Raw genomic sequence first — 18,925 nt, forward strand, 5'->3', positions numbered from 1 at the left:
CCAGATACCCGGCGACGACCTCGGCGACGGTCGGATCGTCGTCGACGACCAGGATCCGCGGGGGCCCGTCGGGCGTCTCCTCGTGCTGATGGGGCTGCTGCATGCCTCCAGCCTGGCACCGGGCCGCCGACGATGCCGTGTCCGGAGGCCTCGTGGCCGCCGACGTCCGCGTTTCGTAAGGAGCGGCAGTCCGTTATGCCTGATTCGTGTTCGTAGGGTGAAACCGTGACGACGACTCCTTCCGACGTCGATGTGGTGCTGCCCTGCCTGAACGAGGCCCAGGCCCTGCCCTGGGTCCTCGAACGGATCCCGCCGGGCTGGCGCGCACTCGTCGTCGACAACGGTTCCACCGACGGCTCCGCACAGGTCGCCCGCGCGTTCGGCGCGACCGTCGTGAGCGAGCCGCGCCGGGGCTTCGGCGCGGCCTGCCACGCCGGGCTGACCGCCGCCACCGCCGACGTGGTGTGCTTCTGCGACTGCGACGCCTCCCTCGACCCGTCGCTCCTCGTCCCCTTCGTGCGCCGAGTGCGCGAGGGCGAGGCCGACCTCGTGCTCGGCAGGCGGCGCCCGCGGGGCCGGGGCGCCTGGCCGGCGCACGCCCGTGCCGGCAACCTCGCGCTCGCGCGGATGCTGCGCCGCCGCACCGGGCTGCGCCTGCGCGACCTCGGTCCCCTGCGCGCCGCCCGCCGCGAGCCGTTGCTCGCTCTCGGCCTCACCGACCGGCGCAGCGGCTATCCGCTCCAGATGGTGGTCCGCGCGGCCGACGCCGGCTGGCGGATCGCCGAGTACGACGTGCCGTATCTGCCGCGCACCGGGGCCTCGAAGGTGACGGGCACGTGGCGCGGCACCTGGCAGGCCGTACGGGACATGAGCCGCGTCCTGGCCGAAGCGCCGGGCGCGGCTCCGGCCGTCGAAAGGGACGCACGGTGACCACACTCCTCGTCATCGCCAAGGAACCGCGCCCCGGTCGGGTCAAGACGAGGCTCACCCCGCCGTTCACGCCCCAGGAGGCCGCGTCCCTCGCCGAGGCGTCCCTCGCCGACACCTTGGACGCGGTCGTGGCGACCCCGGCCGACCGCAGGCTCCTCGTCCTCGACGGGGAGCCCGGCCCCTGGCTGCCGGCCGGCTTCGAGGTCGTACGGCAGTGCGCCGGCGGACTGGACGAGCGGCTGGCGGACGCCTTCGCGCGGTGTACCGGACCGGCCCTGCTCATCGGCATGGACACGCCCCAGGTGACGCCCGAACTGCTCACCGTCGGCTTCGGCGAGGGCGACGCCTGGTTCGGCCCGGCGGAGGACGGCGGTTTCTGGGCCCTCGGGCTGGCCGATCCCGATCCCGCCCTGCTGCGCGGCGTCCCGATGTCCACACCGGTGACCGGAGCGGTCCAGCGCGAGCGGCTCGTCCACGCCGGGCTGCGCGTACGGGACCTGCCCCGGCTGCGGGACGTCGACACCGCCGCCGACGCCGAGGCGGTCGCCGCGCTCGCCCCGCACGGCCGGTTCGCCGCACGGCTGGCCCGGTACGCGCCGGCCGTCCCCCGATGAGCACCGCGCCCGCCACCGCCCTTGCCTGGGCGGCCGCCGACCCCTACGCCGCCGCCCTGCGTGCCGGCCACGGGCCCCTGTTCCTGCGCCGCTCCGACGGCTGGCTGCTGCCGCTGGAGGTGGAACGCTGGTGTGCCCGGGCCGACGCCGTCGACCGGGACGTGCTGGACCGGTGCGAGGGGACCGTGCTGGACGTGGGGTGCGGGCCCGGGCGGCTGGTCGCGGAGCTCGCCGCCCGGGGCCGGGCCGTCCTCGGCATCGACGTCAGCGAGGCCGCCGTGGACCGGACGGTGCGGCTCGGAGGCCAGGCGCTGCGGCGTTCGGTGTTCGAGCCGCTGCCCGGCGAGGGCCGCTGGGACACCGTCCTGCTCATGGACGGCAACATCGGCATCGGCGGCGACCCACGTGCCCTGCTGGACCGGGTGGCCGAACTCCTGTGTCCCGGCGGCCTGCTGATCGCCGAGACCGCCCCGGTGGACATCGACGAACGCGCCCAGGTACGGGTCGTCGACCTCACGCAGCCACACGGCGCCGGCGACCCCTTCCCCTGGGCGCGACTCGGCACGCCCGCCCTGCTCCGGTACGCCCGCGGCTGGACGCGGGCCGGTCAGTGGACGGCCGGCGGACGGCGCTTCACCGCCCTGCGCACCCGCGTCAGGCGCACCGCCAGCAGCAGCGCCGAGCCGCCGAAGAGGACGGCGGTGATCAGCAGCCAGCGGGCGAGGAACACGTCCGCCGGCAGGCCGGTGGCGGACCGGTAGCGCCCCTCCACCATGCCGCCGATCAGCGGGAACCACACGAGAAGCAACAGAGCGGAGAGGGCGGCCGGTACACGCACGTACATCGTCCGTTCCCGGCGGCGGACCGCACCGAGCCCTCGTACGACCGCCCGGTCCAGGGCCGCGTACAACGGCAGCAGCACGAGGTCGTGCAGCAGTGCCGCACCGACGAACCACAGGGCCACACCGAACCAGTCGTCCGCGAGCAGCCGCACCCCCGCGTAGGCGGCGAGCGCGAACGAGCAGGCGAGCAAGAGGAGTTGGAAGGGGCTTCCGAGCGGGATCCGCAGCCGCCGCATCACAGCTCTCCGAACGTCATCCGGGCCACCCACTTGGTGTTGAGCACACCGGGCGCCGCGGGCACGATGATCCGCGCCGGGTAGCCGTGGTCGGGGGACAGGTCCTCGCCGTTGACGTACAGGGCGAGCAGGGAGCGCGCGTCGGCCACCTGGTTGGCGCGCAGGGCGGCCTTACGGAAGGCGCCGCGTGCCTGAAGGGACTCGACGAACACGTCCGGCGGGTCGTCGTCGTACCCGACGAGCGCCGCGAGGTCGCGCAGCCGCACCCCGCGCCACCACTGGTCCGACGTCGACCAGCCCTCCACACAGGCGATGGGCAACGCCGAGCTGTGCAGGGAGAGTCCGGCGAGCTGGGCACGGCTGAGGCGGACGGTGCCCGTCCGCCCCGTCACGGCGAGCCGCCACGCGTCCTCGCCCGTCTCGGCCGCGTCGATCCCGGCGTACGCGGCGGTCTTGTTGATCTGGAACCCGTTCGGGCCGCTGCCGGGTTCACCGCCGCCGTGGGGTGCGAGGAGGGCGGTGCGCCGCAGCGGACCGTCGAAGTTCTGCCCGGCCGTCGTCGCGAACAGCAGCAGCGAGCCGCCCCCGACGAACCACAGGGCACCCCGCCGGGAGACGGTCGGCTCGGCGGGACGCGGCGTCACGAGGTCGTTCTTCTCCTCTCGAAGGCGCCGCAGATTGCGCAGAGCCGCGGGCGTCTTCAGCAGGGCGTGGGCGACGAAGGCGGCGAAGAACACCCATGCTCCGTAGAAGTGCAGCGGGTAGAAGGAACCGGGGAAGACGTAGTCGAGCTGCACGTTGAGCACACCGGTCACGAACTCGAACAGCGCGCCGCCCACCAGGAGCAGCAGCGAGATCCGCTCCAGGGCGTGTGCGAGCGAGCGGGCCGGAGGCAGTGCGAACAGCCTCGGCACCACGGACCAGAGCTTGGCCAGCAGCACGGGGATCAGGGTGACGCCGAGGGTGACGTGGACGCCCTGGTTGAGCCGGTACAGCCAGTGCGGGTGCGTAGGCCAGGCGAACAGGTAGAAGCCGAGGATCCCCTTGTCCGGTGTCTTGTCGTTCACCGCCGACAGGCCCGGGTTGTAGGCGGCGTACGAGACCAGCCCCGTCACGAAGAGCACAGTGATGCCGACGAGCAGCACGAGGCCCAGCACCGAGGTGAACCAGGGGCCGCGCAGCGGGCTGCGCCAGAAGCCCGGTGAGGAAGGAAGCCGTGGGTCGTCTCGCATGTCCCGACGGTAGGCCCGGAGCACCCCGGGAAAGGGTGCGCGACCCATGACGAAACCCTGACGTCCGGCCCGGACAGCGGCACGCGCCCACCCGGTCGACCTAGCGTTCCGACTGTGAACCGCTCCCTCCGCCGTGACCTGTACGCCGCCGGGGCCGCCGTGCTGCTCGTGACGGCGGCCGTATTGATCGGCCGCCACATCCAGGGCACCAGCCGCACCCTGTTCGTCGACTGGCCGCCCCTACTGGCGTCCTGGGGCCCGCATGCGGGCCCCGGCACTCCCGCGGCCCTCCTGGTCGCGATCGCCACCGTGGCCTACGGCCCCACCCTCGCGGCCCGTCTCCCCTGGCGCGCTCTGCTGCCCGCCGCCTGGGGCACGGCCATGGCGTGGATCTTTTCCCTCGCCCTGATCGACGGATGGCACCGCGGCATCGCCCGCAGCCTCACCACGCGCCACGAGTACCTCCAGGTCATCGACCGTTTCGACGACATCCCGGCGGCGTTGCGGGACTTCACCCACCACATCCTTCTCGACTCCCCCGACAACTGGCCCGCCCATGTCGCCGGCCACCCGCCCGCGGCCACACTCACCTTCGTCCTGCTGGACCGGACCGGGCTGCGGGGCGGTGGCTGGGCGGGCATGTGGTGCGTCACCGCCGGGGCGACGGCCTGCGTCGCCGTGCTGGTCACGATCCGTGTCCTGGCCGGCGAGGCGCTCGCCCGCAGGGCGGCCCCCTACCTCGTCCTGGCACCGGCCGCCGTGTGGATGGGCACTTCGGCCGACGCGTACTTCGCGGCAGTGGCGGCGTGGGCGGTGGCGCTGCTGGCGCTGGCGGTCACGAGACGGTCGCTCCGGTGGGCGGCCGCGTCGGGGCTGCTGTTCGGACTGACCTGCTACCTGTCGTACGGCCTCACCCTCGTCGCGCTGATCGCGGCGGCGGTACTGGTGCTCGGCCGGCACGGGATCCGGGAGCGCCCCGCCCTGCTGGTGCCGCTGCTCGCCGGACTGGCCGTCGTTCCCACGGCATTCACGCTCGCCGGGTTCGACTGGTGGGAGGCGTACCACCTGCTGGTCACGCGCTACCACCAGGGCGCGGGCGGCATCCGTCCCTACGGCTACTGGGTGTGGGCCAACCTGGCCTGCACGGTGCTCATCACGGGCCTGGCGACGGCGGCGGGCCTGCGCCGGACGGGTGCGGTGCTGCTCCACCGCCGCGCCGACACCCCCGACCGGGCCGCCGAAGCCCGCCTCGCGCTCCTGGTGTCCGCCGCGCTCCTCGCCCTGCTGGTCGCCGACCTGTCCGGGATGAGCAAGGCGGAGACGGAACGCATCTGGCTCCCTTTCGCGGGGTGGCTCCTCCCGGCGTGCGCGTTCCTGCCCCGCCCACGTGCCTGGCTCACCGCGCAGGCTCTGCTCGCGCTGCTGCTCAACCATCTGCTGTTCACCGGGTGGTGACCGCGTACGCCCTGGTGTGCGACGACGCGCCCTTCGGTCACCGGCCCGCCGGATCTGTACGGGGCGTGCGGGCAGCCAGTTCCAGCAGTTCGTCGACCGACCACTGGTCGTAGACGTGCTCGCCGTGCTTGGCGGCGAGGACGCGGCCGTCGGGCGCGATGAGGAAGTCGGCGGGCAGGCCGAGCCGACCGCCGTGCGGGCTGGTCGAAGGCAGGTGCTCCCGCCCGCGGGCAACCTCCCGTACGCCGCTGAGGATCGCCCGGACGACCGGTCCCCAGGCCCGCGGGCTGAGCAGGGCGCGGGGCGACCGCTCCACACCGAACTCCGTGTACAGCCGCCTGCCGGGGTCGGCGACGACGGCGAACGGGAGATCGGTCGTGTGGGGCGACAGTTCCTCGGCGGGCGAGTGGAAGACCACCACCTCGCGTACACCGGCGGCCTCGATCTCCTGGTGCCGCCGGATCACCGAGCGGAGATGCAGGTTGCAGACCGGGCAGCCGGCGAACCGCCGGAACTGGAGGTGGATCAGCCGGTCGGGGTCGGGAACGGCGACCTCCTCGCCGGAGACAGCGGTGAGAGTGCGTGCGTTCACGGTGGACCCGGGCTCCACCGGACTACGGGACAGGCGCATGGACGTTCCCTCCGTTGGCGTACGGCATACGCCTACCAGCGTAGGCGTATGCCGTACGCTGTCAACCGTCATGCCACGTCCGCGTTCCCTCACCCCCGATCAGCTCGCCTCGGCCGCCCTCGCCGTCATCGACCGCGACGGGCTCGCCGGGCTGTCGATGCGCGCCGTCGCCCAGGAGCTCGGCATGAGCACCATGGGGCTCTACCGCTACGTGCACGACCGCGAGGAGCTCGAACGGCTCGTCGTCGAGCTCGTACTGAACGCCGTGGACACCGAGCCCCCGGGTCCCGACGCGTCATGGCGCGAGCGGATCGAGGTCATGGCGCGGCGTCTGCGCGACACCGTGGGCGCCCATCCGGCGGTCGTCCCCCTGACCATCACCCACCGGCACCACTCCCTCGGAGTGCTGCGCTGGTCGGAGACGGTGACCGCCGTCCTCGCCGAGGCAGGGATCGAGGGCGAGCGTCGGGTCGTCGCCCTGCGCGGCCTGCTCGGTTACGTCATCGGGGCGATTCAACTGGAACACCTCGGGCCCCTGTCCGGCCCGGGGACGGCAGCCATCACCGAACTGCCGCCCGCCGACTTCCCCCACATGACCGCAACCGCGCGAGACGCCCGGAACATCGGCGCGGACCAGGAGTTCCTGGGAGGGCTCGCCCTGCTGCTCGACGGCCTCGGGGTATGAGGCCGTCGAGCCGCCGTGCGCGTCAGGCCGCTGTCCGGACCGGCGAGCCCGCCCGGGCCGGCTGCGCTACGACGTGGCGGCGGCGGCTCGGCAGGCCCATCATCGGGTTGGCGACGCCCCAGGCCGCGCCCTTGCAGATCAGTTCCTTGTAGGCGGCGGCGAACCGGCCCGTCAGTGCCGCCCGGACGGCGCGGTCGTCGGCGGTGACGTACTGGATCAGGCCTTCCTTGCGGCCCAGCGAGATGCACTGGTTGAAGTAGCGCAGCGGCACGTTCGGGAGCTTCCCGCCGGTCAGGCGGGCCGCGATGGCGTCGGCGGCCTGCCATGCCATGGGGGTGCCGGAGGCGCACGACATCCGCAGCGGCTTGTCGCCGGGGCCCATGGCCAGGGCCGCGTCGCCGACGGCGTACACGTCCGGGTGCGAGACCGAGCGCATGGTCCCGTCGACCAGGATCTGCCCGGTGTCGTCGACGTCCAGGGTGGTGGCCTGTGCGATCGGGTGGACGGCGAAGCCGGTGGTCCACACGGTGGCGGCGGCGGGAATCGTCTCGCCGTCGGCGGTGGTGACGTGGTCGGCCCCGACGCCGGTGACGGAGGAGTTCTCGTGGACGGTGATGCCGAGCTTGCCGCAGACCTTCCGCAGGTGCCGGCGGCCCTTGGACGAGAGCCAGTCGCCGAGTTCGCCGCGGGCGGCCAGGGCGACGTCGAGGTCCGGGCGGGCCTCGGCGATCTCGGTCGCGGCCTCCAGGCCGGTGAGGCCGCCGCCGACGACGACCACGGACTCTCCGGCATCCAGGCGGGCCAGGCGCTCGCGCAACCGCAGTGCGCCGGGGCGGCCGGCGATCTGGTGGGCGTGCTCGGCGACGCCGGGGACGCCCTGGTCGTTCCAGCCGCTGCCGAGGGCGTACACGAGGGTGTCGTACTCCAGCTCCTCGGTCTCCGGCTCCCCGGGGCCGCTCGCGTCGACGACGGCGACGGTCCTGCGGTCGACGTCGACGCCGGTGACCTTCGCGAGCTTCAGCTCGACGCCGGTGCCCGCGAACATCTCGCTGAAGGGCCGGGGCGTGAGGTCCTGGCCGGCCGCGAGCTGGTGCATCCGGACCCGCTCGACGAAGTCGGGCTCGGCGTTGACGAGGGTGATGGCGACGTCTTCGCGGTGCAGCCGCCTGGCGAGGCGGCCGGCGGCGATGGCTCCGGTGTAGCCGGCTCCGAGGACGACGATGCGGTGCTGCATTTCGGACTCCTGTCTCGAGCGGGACTTGCCCCTTGAACCGGGCGGCCCGCCGTTTCCTGACAGGAACGTGGTGTGAAGCACGTCACATCGTCATCGGCAGTGTCAGAAGACCGTGAGCAGGGGATCTCCGTGGTCGGTGGCCGCCCACCGCCTGGTCGCGCGCTCGAGCTTGTCGGGGTTGACCTGGTTGCGGAACCCGGCGATGCCCTCGGCGGTGATCTCCAGACACATCACGCCGATGACCCGGCCGTCGAGGACCACCACGAGGGCGGGCCCACCGTTGGCGGTCGTGGCGTAGACGTCGGGCGAGCCGCCGACCAGGTCGCGCTTCGCCTTGCCGGGCTTGAACAGCCCCCGCATGAACTTCGCGACCGCGAGGGCACCCTCGAACGCCCTGGCGCGGGCCGGGACCTTTCCGCCACCGTCGCCGACCGCGATGGCGTCCTGGGTGAGCAGCCGCACGAGCGGCTCGGTCCGGCCGCTGGTGGCGGCCGCGAGGAACTCGTCGACGACCCGCCGGGCGGCGGCCTCGTCGACCTCGGTGCGGGCCCTGCCGTCCGCGACATGCTTCTTGGCGCGGTGGAAGATCTGCTGGCCTGCGGCCTCGGTGATGTCGAGGATCTCGGCGATCTCCCGGTGCGGGTAGCCGAACGCCTCCCGCAGCACGTACACCGCCCGCTCATTGGGGGAGAGGCGCTCCAGCAGGGCGAGGACCGCGTACGAGAGCGATTCGCGCTGTTCGGCGGTGTCGGCCGGGCCGAGCATGGGGTCCCCGGCGAGCACCGGCTCGGGGAGCCACTGGCCCACGTAGGTCTCGCGCCGCGCGCGGGCCGAGGTGAGCTGGTTGAGGCACAGGTTGGTGAGCACCTTCGTCAGCCAGGCCTCGGGGACCTCGATGTGGTCGCTGCCGGCGGCCTGCCAGCGCAGGAAGGTCTCCTGCACGGCGTCCTCGGCCTCGCTCGCGGAACCGAGGAGACGGTAGGCGATGGCCTCCAGGCGGGGCCTGGCAGCTTCGAACCGGTCCACGTCGTTCATGGTCAGGGCCATGGCAAAGATCCTAGCCCGCGCGCGGCTGCTGAGGGACAGAAGCGAAGCGGCGTCGCTAGCCGTGCAGTTCGCGGTAGGCGGCGACCGCCCCGGGATGCAGGGGTACGGCGCCCGTGGAGATCAGGCTGCGGGCGTCGAGGAACTGGGTGCCGAGGGCCGGGGCGGGGACGAGGCGGGCGGCCCGGCGGACCAGGACGTGGGTGAGGGCGGCGGCGACGGGGGCAGGGAGGTCAGGGCGGCAGAGCAGGAGGTTGGCGACGCCGATGGTGGGGACCTCGGGGGTCTTCCGGTACGCCCCGGCCGGCACCGACACCGCCTCCAGGCCCGACCCTGCCGGGCCGAGGCCGGCGCGCAGCCGGGGCAGCAGGCCGGACAGGGGCAGCAGCCGGATGCCGGGATCCGTGTCGAGCCCGGACAGCACGGGGAGCGGGACGCCCCCGGCGACCAGCAGGGCGTCGATCGTTCCGGCCCGCATCGCGCGGGCCGCCTCCGGCATCAGCAGATGCCGGACCTGAACGTCGGTGCCGGGGGTCAGGCCCGCGACACGCAGCAGCCGGTCGCCGAGCACCGCACCACCGGACGCGGCCGCGCCCAGCGAGACGGTGCGGCCCGCCAGGTCGGTCACCGTGTGGATGAGGGCGTCGGAGCGCACGGCCAGTTGCACGTAGTTCTCGTAGACCCGGCCGATCGCTCGCAGCGGGACGCGGCGGTCGAACGGTGCGGTGCCGCTGTACGCCGCCCACGCGATGTCCGAGAGGGCCGGTGCCACGTCGGCCCGGCGGGCCTGGAGCAGCCGTACGTTGTCCACGCTGCCCTCGCTGGTGACCACCTCGCAGGACAGCCGCGGGTAGACGGCCGTGACCTGGGCGGCGAGCAGTCGGCCGAAGGCCGTGTAGAAACCGTCGGTCTCGCCGGTCGCGATCCGCAGCTCTCCCTCCGGTCCGCGGTCCGCGTGCCGTGCGTCGGCCGCCGCGGAGCCCGCGAGCAGGCCGGTGCCCGCCACGCCGAGTGCGGCGCGCAGGGCGGTGCGGCGGCCCATGGGGTTGGCGGAGCCGGTCATGCCGTGCGCCCCTTCGGGAGCACGATCCGGACGCGCAGACCGTGCGGTTCGGCCGCCGTGAACTCGACCTGTCCGGCGTGACCGGCCACCAGTCGCTCGGCGATCGCCAGACCGAGGCCGCTGCCGCGTACCTCGCGATGACGTTCCGAGCGCCAGAAGCGGGTGCCCGCCCGGGGGAGTTCGCCGGTCGCGAGGCCCGGCCCGTCGTCCTGCACCTCGAGCACCGCGTCCGGGCCCTCGGTGAGGCAGCGTGCCTCCACGCGGGCGCCGTTCCCCGCGTACTTGATCGCGTTGTCGAAGAGGATGTCGGCCACCTGGGCCAGCTCTCCCTCCGAGCAGGCCATGAGGACGGCGGGGCCGGGGACGAACTCCAGGTGGACTCCGGCCTGTTCGGCCACCGGCTGCCACAGCCGGGCCTGGGCCGCGGCGACCGCCGTCGCGTCGCAGCACGACTCCCGGGCGTCCGTCACGGCCAGTTCGCCGGCGCGGTGCTCGGCGTTCGCCAAGGTCAGCAGGTCGTCGAGGAGGTGCTCCATGCGTTCGAGCTCGGCCGTCACGCCGGTGTAGGTGCGGGTGGCGGAGGTGCGCAGGTGGGGCTGGAGCGAGTCGATGCGCAGCCGCAGGGCGGCCAGGGGGTTGCGAAGCTGGTGCGAGGTGTCGGCGACGAGCCGGCGCTGCTGTTCCAGCGCGGTGGTGACCCCGTCGGCCATGCGGTTGAAGCCGGTGGCCAGCTCCCGCAGCTCCGGCGGGCCGCCGGCCCGCGCGTGCTCGGGCGGCAGCCCGGCGGCCAGGGTGCCGACCGCGCGGTCGAGGCGGTGCAGCGGCCGTACGACCCACTGCGTGGCCCGGCGGGCGAGCAGCACACAGGCCACGGCGAACAGACCGGCGCCGGCCAGCACGAGCGTCCAGCGCAGGGCGATGTCGTCCGCTGCGACCCGCACCGAGGCGCGCAGCACCACGGCGCCCGACACCCTGGTGCCGGTGCCCACGGGACGGGCGAGCAGCCGGTCGGCCCGGGACCAGGGCCGCAGCGTCCCTCCGGGCGAGACGGGCTGGTTGCGCAGCGCCGCGTCGACGAGCCGGGCGACGGCCGGGTCTGCGGCGCGCAGGCCGCCCGTCTGCACCACCGGGGCGCGGCGGGCGTCGACGACCACGACGGCCTCGCCGTACAGCTCGGTGTAGCGCCGCACGTCGGCGGTGAGCGCGCCGGTGTCGTCGCTCTCGGCGGCCTGCTCGGCCAGCCCGGCGAAACGGTCGAGGTCGGCGGTGCGCGCCGCGACGAGCTGCTGGGTGCGCTGCGCCGAGGTGACGGCCAGCAACGGGACGGCGAAGCCGGCCACGGCGAGGACCGCGAAGGCCAGGACCACGGTGAGGACACGGGTGCGCATGAACAGGGCCTGCCGTGAGAACCGGCTCAGTCGCCGAAGCGGTAGCCGAAGCCGCGGATGGTGGTCAGCACCTCGGGGCGGCCGAGCTTGGCCCGCACCTGGGTGAGGTGCACATCGAGCGAGCGGGACACGGCGAGGAAGGCGTCGCCCCACACCTCGTCCATGAGCTGCTGGCGGCTGACCGCCGTGCCGGCCCGGGCCGCCAGCGCGGCGAGGACCTCGAACTCCTTGGTGGTCAGCCGCACCTCCGCGCCGCCGACCAGCACCCGGCGGGCGTCCAGGTCGACCTCGACGTCCCCGGCACGCACCGTGCGCGGCGCCTGAGCCGAGGGCGCCGCGGCCCGCCGGGCGACCGCGTCGATGCGGGCCAGCAGCTCGGCCAGCCGGACCGGCTTGACCAGGTAGTCGTCGGCGCCCAGCCGCAGGCCGCGCACCACCGACCGTTCGTCGCCCCGCGCGGTCAGCACCACCACCGGCAGGGGGCTGACCGCGCGCAGCTTGCGCAGCACCTCCAGACCGTCCAGGTCGGGCAGGCCGAGGTCGAGCAGCAGCAGGTCCGCCTGCCGGTGGCGGGCGAGGGCGTCCTCGCCGCGCTTCACCCTGGCCGGCGTGTGGCCGTTGTCGTACAGGGCCTCGGTCAGCGCGCCCGCCACACCGTCGTCGTCCTCGGCCAGCAGCACCCGCACCGCTGCCTCCCTTCCCGCCTCGTCAGTCGCGAGACCGGGAAACGTCCTCGTCCAGCGGCGACGCGTCGGAGGTCTCGCGCATCCGAATGTAGACGAGCAGCGAGATCAGGACACAGGCGGTCACGTAGTAGAAGTACCAGTTCTCGTGTCCGGCCTTCTTGAACCAGAGGGCGATGTACTCGGCGGTCCCTCCGAACACGGCCACGGTCAGCGCGTACGGCAGGCCGACGCCGAGCGCCCGGATCGAGGTCGGGAACAGCTCGGCCTTCACCACCGCGCTGATCGAGGTGTACAGGGAGCTGACGGCCAGCGGCCCGACCATGAGCAGGAACGCGTACACGGGGTCGCTGGTGTGCGACAGCAGGGTGAGCGAGGGCACCACCACCACGGTGCCCAGCGCCCCGAACGCGATCAGCAGCGGACGCCGCCCCACCCGGTCGGAGAGCAGCCCCATCACCGGCTGGAGCAGGACGAACACGAGCAGCGCGAAGAAGTTGATCCAGGCGGCCGTCGGCTTTTCGATGCCGCTGGTGTTGACCATGAACTTCTGCAGGTAGGTCGTGTACGTGTAGAAGAACAGCGTGCCGCCCATGGTCAGGCCCACGACGACCAGGCACTGGCGCGGGTAGGACAGCAGCAGCCGCAGGCTGCCCCGGGCCGGGCCGTCCTGCTCCTTGTCACCTTCCGACGCGGCGCGCTCGAAGCTCTCGGACTCGTCCATGCCGCGCCGCAGCCACAGCACGATCACGGCCCCCGCGGCACCCACGACGAACGCGATCCGCCAGCCCCAGGACCCCATCTGCTCGGGGCTGAGCACCTGCTGCAGCACGATCTGCAGGCCGAGCGCCGTGAGCTGGCCGGCGATGAGCGTGACGTACTGGAAGCTCGAGTAATAGCCGCGGCGGCCGGGCGTGGCCACCTCGGACATATAGGTGGCGGAGGTCGAGTACTCACCTCCCACCGACAGCCCCTGCAACAGCCGGGCCATGACCAGGAGGATCGGCGCGGCGACCCCGATCGAGCCGTACGACGGGGTCAGCGCGACGATCAGCGAACCGGCCGCCATCAGCGTCACCGACAGCGTCAGCGCCGCGCGGCGGCCACGGCGGTCGGCGTAGCGGCCCAGGATCCAGCCGCCGATCGGCCGCATCAGGAAGCCGACGGCGAACACCGCGGCGGTGTTCAGAAGCTGCGCGGTCTGGTCGCCGGAGGGAAAGAAGACGGACGCGAAATAGACGCTGAAGGCGGTGTACGCGTACCAGTCGTACCACTCGATCAGGTTGCCGATCGATCCGCGCACGATGTTGCTGACGACTCTGCGTTCGCCACGACGCGGCTTTCGCGCACGCTCGGCTGTGGTCTGTGTGGCCATCGGAACTCCCTTGTCTGCGGCCCGGAAGCACACAGAGTCGACGGCGCTGACAGGGCCGCTCAATGTCGGGAGCCAAGTCCTTACAGTCCCTTAGGGCTTCCCCGAGCCACATGATCGGCACGGCGGCGGTGAGCGCGGAGATCCGCTGAGCTGGTGACCACGGATGAATACTCAATTATCCTGGTTTGCACTCAATACCGTGCATAGCGATCAGGGTCCGGTGCTGTTTTGTGCAGGATGGCGCGATGACGCAACCGGGAATCACCGGGGACGAGCCGGGGGCGGAGCGGGTGAAGTCCGACGGCGAGGCGGCAACGGCCAGGGCGGTCGTGGACGCCCACGGCAGGCTGACCGGGTGGAGCGAAGGCGCACGACGGCTGCTGGGGTACCGGGAGCCGGAGGTCACGGGCCGTTCCGCGACCGTGTTGCTCGCCGACGAGCCGCCCACCGGCACGCTGCGCTCCCTCACGGGACTACGCCGGTGGAACGGCTCGGTGGACCTCCGCCACAGGGACGGCCGCCTCGTCCGGGTGAGTCTGCTGGCCCATCGCCGTGAGCGGGACCCCTCCGGCGACGGCCACGGCCATGAGTGGCTTCTCGTCTCGCCGGTCGCCCGCTCCCGCACGGAGCTCGACGAGGACAGCCTGCTCGGGTGGTCACTCACCCAGTCCCCGTGCACCACGGCGCTCTACGACACACGGCTGCGGCTGCTGCGGGCCAATACGGACATGGAACGCGTGATGGGCCTGTCCGAAGCCGAGATGCGCGGGCTACGGGTGTCGGAGATCGTCCTCGACGCGGAGAGCGACCGCACCGAGCACCTGATGCGGCGGGTCCTGGTGACCGGCGAACGACAGCACCTGCGGGCCGCCCTGCGACTCTCCGGCGACCGGCGGGAGAGTCTGTGGACGGTGACGCTGGCGCCGGTCAACGACCCCGGCGGCATGGTTCAGGGCGTCCTCCTGTCCGCCCACAACATGACCGAGGAGCACCTGGCCCGGCAGCGCCTCGCCCTGGTCGCCGAGGCCGGGGTCCGCATCGGCACCACCCTCGACCTGACCCAGACCGCTCAGGAACTGGCCGACGTCGCCGTCGGGCAGCTTGCGGACTTCGTCACCGTGGACCTGCTCCCCGACATCGAGGACGACCAGGAACTGCGCGCCATGACCCTGCCCAGTCCGGTCATGCTGCGCCGGGTGGCCAACCAGTCGGTGCTTCCGGGCTGCCCCGAAGCCGTGGTGGAGCTGGGTACGGTCGCCGTCTACCCGAATGTGTCGCCGGCGGCCGAGGTCCTCGCCTCGGGACAACCCCTGATCCACGAGGTGACCCCGGCCGGGGTGGCCAAGTGGGAGAGCCAGGCCCCGGAGCGGGCGGAACGGGTACGACGCTTCGGCTTCCACTCGGTCCTGGCGGTGCCGATGCGGGCCCGCGGCATCACGCTCGGCGTGGCCACCTTCACCCGGCACCGGAGTCCGGAACCCTTCACGGAGGACGACCTGCTCCTGGGGCAGGAGATCACCGCCCGTGCCGCTCTGAGCATCGACAACGCCCGCCGCTTCACCCGGGAGCGCACCACGGCGCTGACCCTGCAGAGCAGCCTGCTGCCGCAGGGACATCCCCGGCAGCCCGCGGTCGAGACCGCCTCGCGCTATCTGCCGGCCAGCGCGCAGGCCGGTGTGGGCGGCGACTGGTTCGACGTCATCCCGCTTTCCGGCGCCCGGGTGGGCCTCGTCGTCGGCGACGTCGTAGGGCACGGGATCCAGGCCTCGGCCTCCATGGGGCGGCTGCGCGCGACCGTGCGCACCCTTGCGGACGTCGACCTCCCGCCCGACGAGCTCATGACGCACCTGGACGATCTGGTGGACCGGCTCTCGGCCGAGGGCGAGGACGACGCCCCCGGCAGCGCCACCGCCGACGTCGGCGCCACCTGCCTCTACGCCGTCTACGACCCGGTCAGCCGACGCTGCTGCGTGGCGCGCGCGGGCCATCCGGCGCCGGCGCTGCTCATCCCCGGCAGCGAACCGTTTCTGCTCGATCTTCCCGCCGGGCCGCCCCTGGGGCTGGGCGGCCTGCCGTTCGAGGCGACCGAGATCGAGCTGCCCGAAGGCAGCCTGCTCGCGCTGTACACCGACGGTCTCGTCGAGGCGCGCGGGCGGGACATCGACCAGGGGGTCGACGACCTGCTCAAGACGCTGGCCCGAGCGGGATCCTCGTTGGAGAGCACCTGCGACGACGTGCTGCAGGCCCTGCTCCCGGACCGCGCGGCCGACGACGTGGCGCTGCTGCTGGCCCGGACGAAGGCCCTGGATTCGGGCCATGTGGCCACCTGGGACGTACCTCCGGAACCGTCCGAGGTCGCCGGGGTCCGGCGCAGCGTCACCCGGCAGTTGCAGGAGTGGAACCTGGAAGAGGACGCGTTCGTCACCGAACTCGTGGTCAGCGAACTGATCACCAATGCCATCCGCCATGCCGAGCCGCCCATCGAACTGCGCCTGATCCTGGACCGCCACCTGATCTGCGAGGTGTCCGACTCCAGCAGCACCGCACCGCACCTCCGCCGAGCCCTCACCTACGACGAAGGCGGACGCGGCCTGCTCCTGGTAGCCCAGCTCAGCCGGAGATGGGGCACCCGCCACGCGCGCCGCGGGAAGACCATCTGGGCGGAACAGGCCCTGTCGACCGGCGACTCGGGACCGGCCACGACGTGATCGGGCCGTGCCGGGGGACGTTCTTGCGAGCGGAGTGTCCGTGGATGCGAATCCGGACCGCGCCGTGCCGCGAGGCCTTGTACCCGATCTGACACACGGTGCAGCTCTCGTGGAATGCGGACAGCGAGCCCCGTTACAGCCCACGTGTTGATGATCCGAGCGGAGTGCATCCGCTCGGGCTGGATGAGGCAGGCCGGGTGCGGAGGCGGACGCCGGGGAGCGGGTCAGCCGGGCCAGGTGCCGGTCAGACGGCGGGTTGCGGCGGCGCCGCCGCGGTCGACGGCGGCTTTGACACCGGCGAAGATCGCTCCTTGCAGGACGGCTGCCAGTATGACCTCACGCCAGGCGCGTACCTCGTCGGTTGCGTCGGGGGCGTCCTCTTCGCGCCCGAGCCGCTTCCAGACCTGCTTGAACAGCCCGCCGGCCGACGCCGACTCCGGCTACACGGTCGGTGAGGTCATCGCCGTGACGGGCGGCATCGTCGACACGCGATGGGCCCCGGCTCAGGCAGACGGCCCCGCGGGCAGCGATTGTTCCGCCCAGACCGTCCGCTGGAGCGATGCTGAGGTCGCGTACCTTCTCCCGCAGCGCGGCGACGTCCCTCATCGGGAAAGTCGTACTCCACGGTCCGGCACTGCTTCAGTCTGCCGGGGCCCGCTCGGGGTACCCCGTGGCCCGGCAGCAATGGCGGAGCGAGAACGGGAGAGAAGATGGGCGAAGTCGCTGCAGGAGCGCAGCGTCTACAGGCGGCATCCCAGAGTCGGCTGGACCGGGTGAGGCGGTGGTTCGGCCGGGCCGCTTCGGATGGGCACGAGCGGCACACTCTGGCCCTCATCGGCAAGAGCACCCTCGCGGCCGCCGTCTCATGGGTGATCGCGCGCGATGTCATGGCCGCGCAGTCGCCGGCGTTCGCGCCGTTCTCCGCGGTGCTGATCATGCAGGTCACCGTGTACCAGTCACTGGTGCAGGCCCTGCGCTACGTCGGTGCGGTCGTCGTGGGCGTGGGACTGCAGGGTGTGCTGGGCCTGCTGGCCGGCCCTCACCTGCTCACGTTCGTGCTGGTGACGCTGGCGGCCCTGGCCATCGGACGGTGGCGGCCCTTGGGCTCCCAGGGCCCCCAGGTCGCCACCGCGGCGTTCTTCGCCTTCTCCACCTACGTGGCGGCCACCAGCGATGCACAGCGCTGGTCCCAGCTCGGGCAGATCATCGTGCTCGTGCTGATCGGCTGCGGCGTCGGCGTCGTGGTGAACACGCTGGTGCTGCCTCCCCTGCGCTACCGCAGCGCCGAGTACGGCGTCCACACTCTCGCCCACTCGCTGTGCGACCTGGTCGGCGACATGTACCCGGCCCTTCGCGAAGGGAAGCTGGAAGAGGAACGCACCCGGCACTGGCGCCGGCGCGCCTCCCACCTGGCACCGATCGTGCAGCAGGCCCAGTCCTCGGTTCACACCGCTTGGGAGAGCACCTTCTACAACCCCCGGCGCCTGTGGCGCCGTCATCGCCACCGCACGTCCTTCGACGGCTACCAGGCCGTCGTCAACGCCCTGGAACGCGTCTCCCAGCAGGTGGCTTCCATGACCCGGAGCCTCGACCAATGGCACGCCGCCGACGCCGGCCGGGGCTACGTCGACTTCGCCCGCTCCTACGGCGACTTCCTGGCCTCCCTCGCCCACATCGCCGAGCTGCTCAGCCAGGTCGACGAAGACCATCTGCAGGACCAGGCCCAGCAGTTGTGTGAAGCCGCCGGGCAGGCTCAGCAATGCCGCGACCGGCTGGAGGACGAAGCCCGCGCCGGCTCCCTCCCGCTCAGCGATCCCGCCCAGCCGTACGGCATCCTCATGGCCGAGGCCGCCCGGCTGACGGATGAGTTCCAGTACACCTGCGACGTGCTCAAGCACGGCGTCGACGAAGCCGCGGCAAGCGAGCACGGCTGAGGCCGGCGCGTGCTTCGCACCGGCCTGCTGACCGGTTCGCCCTGTCAGCGGTCGCGGTCCGGTCTCCTGTGTGCTGTGTACCGAGGCTCGGGCAGTTCAGGAGCCTGCCTACCCGCTCGGGGAGAGCCGGTGGAGCGCTTCACCCTTGCCTCGCGGCCTTGGCGTTCACCAAGTGTTACTGCTGAGCGACCGGCTTGCTGATGCGTTCGGTCTCGTCCTGCACGAGCAGGGACAGCAGGGCAGCCACGGCAAGGCCGGCTTCGGCCGGGTGGCGCAGTACCTTGTCCGGTTCGATGCGGTAGGTGTTCGTGCGCCCGTCGCGGGTGTGGGAGAGGTAGCCGTCCTGCTCAAGGTCGGCGATGATCCGCGCGACGGCGCGCTCGGTGAGCCGGCAGTGGGCGGCGATGTCACGGACTCGGACGTTCGGATTGTCGGCGATGGCTGCCAGCACGCGTGCGTGGCTGGTGATGAACGTCCATCCGGTGTGTGATTCGGGCACTCCAACCATGCTCGGCATTTTACGAGGCTGTTGTCCGAACACAGATACATGACATACTTTTCAGGTAACGAATGACGTGCTCCCGTGAGGGAGAGCCGCGGAAGGAGCCTCAACGTGCCCTCGGACGAGGCCGTCATGCCGAAGCTCATGAGCAACACCAGCGGGAAGCCGTTGCCGGAACAGGCCGCCGAGCATGCTTCGCAAGAGCCTGCGGTGCGTCAATACGAACGGCACGGGGCCTGGGTCGTCACCGCCCAAGGCGCCTTCGACATGCACTCGATCACGCCTTTGGCAGACGCATTGACGACCGCGGCCAGGAAGCATCCGAAGGTGATCCTGGACGCCTCCGGCCTTACCTTCGCGGACTCGACG

17 protein-coding genes and 2 pseudogenes are annotated in these 18,925 nt (G+C 72.4%); 8 read left to right on the forward strand and 11 right to left on the reverse strand.

Features of this window, described 5'->3' with window-relative positions; all coding sequences use genetic code 11:
* Positions 1 to 103: pseudogene (locus ACFTZL_RS21825) on the reverse strand (DNA-binding response regulator); the annotation flags it as partial.
* 122 nt (positions 104 to 225) lie between these two features.
* Between ACFTZL_RS21825 and ACFTZL_RS21830 the strand changes: the two are divergent.
* Genes ACFTZL_RS21830 through ACFTZL_RS21840 form a run of 3 tightly spaced genes read left to right on the forward strand, consistent with a single transcriptional unit; the run spans position 226 to position 2,305 of the window.
* Complete coding sequence (locus tag ACFTZL_RS21830) at positions 226 to 930, forward strand: glycosyltransferase family 2 protein (protein WP_382585224.1); 705 nt, start codon at positions 226 to 228, stop codon at positions 928 to 930.
* A complete protein-coding gene (locus ACFTZL_RS21835) occupies positions 927 to 1,544 on the forward strand; it encodes a DUF2064 domain-containing protein (protein WP_382585226.1) in 618 nt (205 codons plus the stop codon). The genes ACFTZL_RS21830 and ACFTZL_RS21835 overlap by 4 nt, the downstream gene beginning before the upstream one ends.
* The gene (locus ACFTZL_RS21840; protein WP_382585229.1) at positions 1,541 to 2,305 is read left to right on the forward strand and encodes a class I SAM-dependent methyltransferase; all 765 of its coding nucleotides are present in this window, start codon (positions 1,541 to 1,543) and stop codon (positions 2,303 to 2,305) included. The genes ACFTZL_RS21835 and ACFTZL_RS21840 overlap by 4 nt, the downstream gene beginning before the upstream one ends.
* 316 nt (positions 2,306 to 2,621) lie before the next feature.
* On the opposite strand, the gene ACFTZL_RS21845 is transcribed toward ACFTZL_RS21840, so the two are convergent.
* Complete coding sequence (locus ACFTZL_RS21845) at positions 2,622 to 3,854, reverse strand: molybdopterin-dependent oxidoreductase (protein WP_382585232.1); 1,233 nt, start codon at positions 3,852 to 3,854, stop codon at positions 2,622 to 2,624.
* A gap of 114 nt (positions 3,855 to 3,968) precedes the next feature.
* Between ACFTZL_RS21845 and ACFTZL_RS21850 the strand changes: the two genes are divergently transcribed.
* The gene (locus ACFTZL_RS21850) at positions 3,969 to 5,309 is read left to right on the forward strand and encodes a hypothetical protein (RefSeq protein ID WP_382585235.1); all 1,341 of its coding nucleotides are present in this window, start codon (positions 3,969 to 3,971) and stop codon (positions 5,307 to 5,309) included.
* A gap of 37 nt (positions 5,310 to 5,346) precedes the next feature.
* On the opposite strand, the gene ACFTZL_RS21855 is transcribed toward ACFTZL_RS21850, so the two are convergent.
* Positions 5,347 to 5,940, reverse strand: coding sequence for a peroxiredoxin-like family protein (locus tag ACFTZL_RS21855; protein ID WP_382585238.1), 594 nt, complete (start codon positions 5,938 to 5,940; stop codon positions 5,347 to 5,349).
* A 70-nt stretch (positions 5,941 to 6,010) separates the two neighbouring features.
* On the opposite strand from ACFTZL_RS21855, the gene ACFTZL_RS21860 reads away from it, so the two are divergent.
* On the forward strand, positions 6,011 to 6,625 hold the full coding sequence (locus ACFTZL_RS21860) for a TetR/AcrR family transcriptional regulator (RefSeq protein ID WP_382585241.1): 615 nt from the start codon (positions 6,011 to 6,013) through the stop codon (positions 6,623 to 6,625).
* 22 nt (positions 6,626 to 6,647) lie between these two features.
* Here ACFTZL_RS21860 and ACFTZL_RS21865 read toward each other — a convergent pair whose 3' ends face one another.
* The 6 genes from ACFTZL_RS21865 to ACFTZL_RS21890 all read right to left on the reverse strand — a co-directional run bounded on the left by ACFTZL_RS21865 (position 6,648) and on the right by ACFTZL_RS21890 (position 13,412).
* Positions 6,648 to 7,859, reverse strand: coding sequence for an NAD(P)/FAD-dependent oxidoreductase (locus ACFTZL_RS21865; protein ID WP_382585244.1), 1,212 nt, complete (start codon positions 7,857 to 7,859; stop codon positions 6,648 to 6,650).
* A gap of 102 nt (positions 7,860 to 7,961) precedes the next feature.
* A complete protein-coding gene (gene sigJ / locus ACFTZL_RS21870; RefSeq protein WP_382585247.1) occupies positions 7,962 to 8,906 on the reverse strand; it encodes an RNA polymerase sigma factor SigJ in 945 nt (314 codons plus the stop codon).
* A gap of 55 nt (positions 8,907 to 8,961) precedes the next feature.
* The gene (locus tag ACFTZL_RS21875; RefSeq protein ID WP_382585250.1) at positions 8,962 to 9,966 is read right to left on the reverse strand and encodes a TAXI family TRAP transporter solute-binding subunit; all 1,005 of its coding nucleotides are present in this window, start codon (positions 9,964 to 9,966) and stop codon (positions 8,962 to 8,964) included.
* Positions 9,963 to 11,354 carry an ATP-binding protein gene (locus tag ACFTZL_RS21880; protein WP_382585253.1) on the reverse strand — a complete coding sequence of 464 codons (1,392 nt, stop codon included), beginning with the start codon at positions 11,352 to 11,354 and terminating at the stop codon, positions 9,963 to 9,965. The genes ACFTZL_RS21875 and ACFTZL_RS21880 overlap by 4 nt, the downstream gene beginning before the upstream one ends.
* 26 nt (positions 11,355 to 11,380) lie before the next feature.
* Complete coding sequence (locus tag ACFTZL_RS21885; protein ID WP_382585256.1) at positions 11,381 to 12,040, reverse strand: response regulator transcription factor; 660 nt, start codon at positions 12,038 to 12,040, stop codon at positions 11,381 to 11,383.
* A 22-nt stretch (positions 12,041 to 12,062) separates the two neighbouring features.
* Complete coding sequence (locus tag ACFTZL_RS21890) at positions 12,063 to 13,412, reverse strand: MFS transporter (protein WP_382585259.1); 1,350 nt, start codon at positions 13,410 to 13,412, stop codon at positions 12,063 to 12,065.
* Between the two features lie 245 nt (positions 13,413 to 13,657).
* Here ACFTZL_RS21890 and ACFTZL_RS21895 point away from each other — a divergent pair, with 245 nt between their 5' ends.
* Positions 13,658 to 16,120 (forward strand): SpoIIE family protein phosphatase, encoded by a 2,463-nt coding sequence (locus ACFTZL_RS21895; RefSeq protein ID WP_382585262.1) that lies wholly within the window; start codon positions 13,658 to 13,660, stop codon positions 16,118 to 16,120.
* A gap of 224 nt (positions 16,121 to 16,344) precedes the next feature.
* Here the strand turns inward: ACFTZL_RS21895 and ACFTZL_RS21900 are convergent.
* Positions 16,345 to 16,545, reverse strand: a pseudogene (locus ACFTZL_RS21900) (DUF4235 domain-containing protein); the annotation flags it as partial.
* 285 nt (positions 16,546 to 16,830) lie between these two features.
* Here ACFTZL_RS21900 and ACFTZL_RS21905 point away from each other — a divergent pair.
* Entirely contained in the window at positions 16,831 to 18,054 is a 1,224-nt protein-coding gene (locus ACFTZL_RS21905) for an aromatic acid exporter family protein (RefSeq protein ID WP_382585265.1), read from the forward strand.
* Positions 18,055 to 18,229: 175 nt separating this feature from the next.
* On the opposite strand, the gene ACFTZL_RS21910 is transcribed toward ACFTZL_RS21905, so the two are convergent.
* Positions 18,230 to 18,562 carry a MarR family transcriptional regulator gene (locus ACFTZL_RS21910; RefSeq protein WP_382585267.1) on the reverse strand — a complete coding sequence of 111 codons (333 nt, stop codon included), beginning with the start codon at positions 18,560 to 18,562 and terminating at the stop codon, positions 18,230 to 18,232.
* Between the two features lie 105 nt (positions 18,563 to 18,667).
* Here ACFTZL_RS21910 and ACFTZL_RS21915 point away from each other — a divergent pair.
* The coding region (locus tag ACFTZL_RS21915) for an STAS domain-containing protein (protein WP_382585269.1) at positions 18,668 to 18,925 on the forward strand (258 nt) is incomplete at its 3' end.

Source organism: Streptomyces sp. NPDC056948 (assembly GCF_042674225.1).
Taxonomy (GTDB): Bacteria; Actinomycetota; Actinomycetes; order Streptomycetales; family Streptomycetaceae; genus Streptomyces; species Streptomyces purpurascens.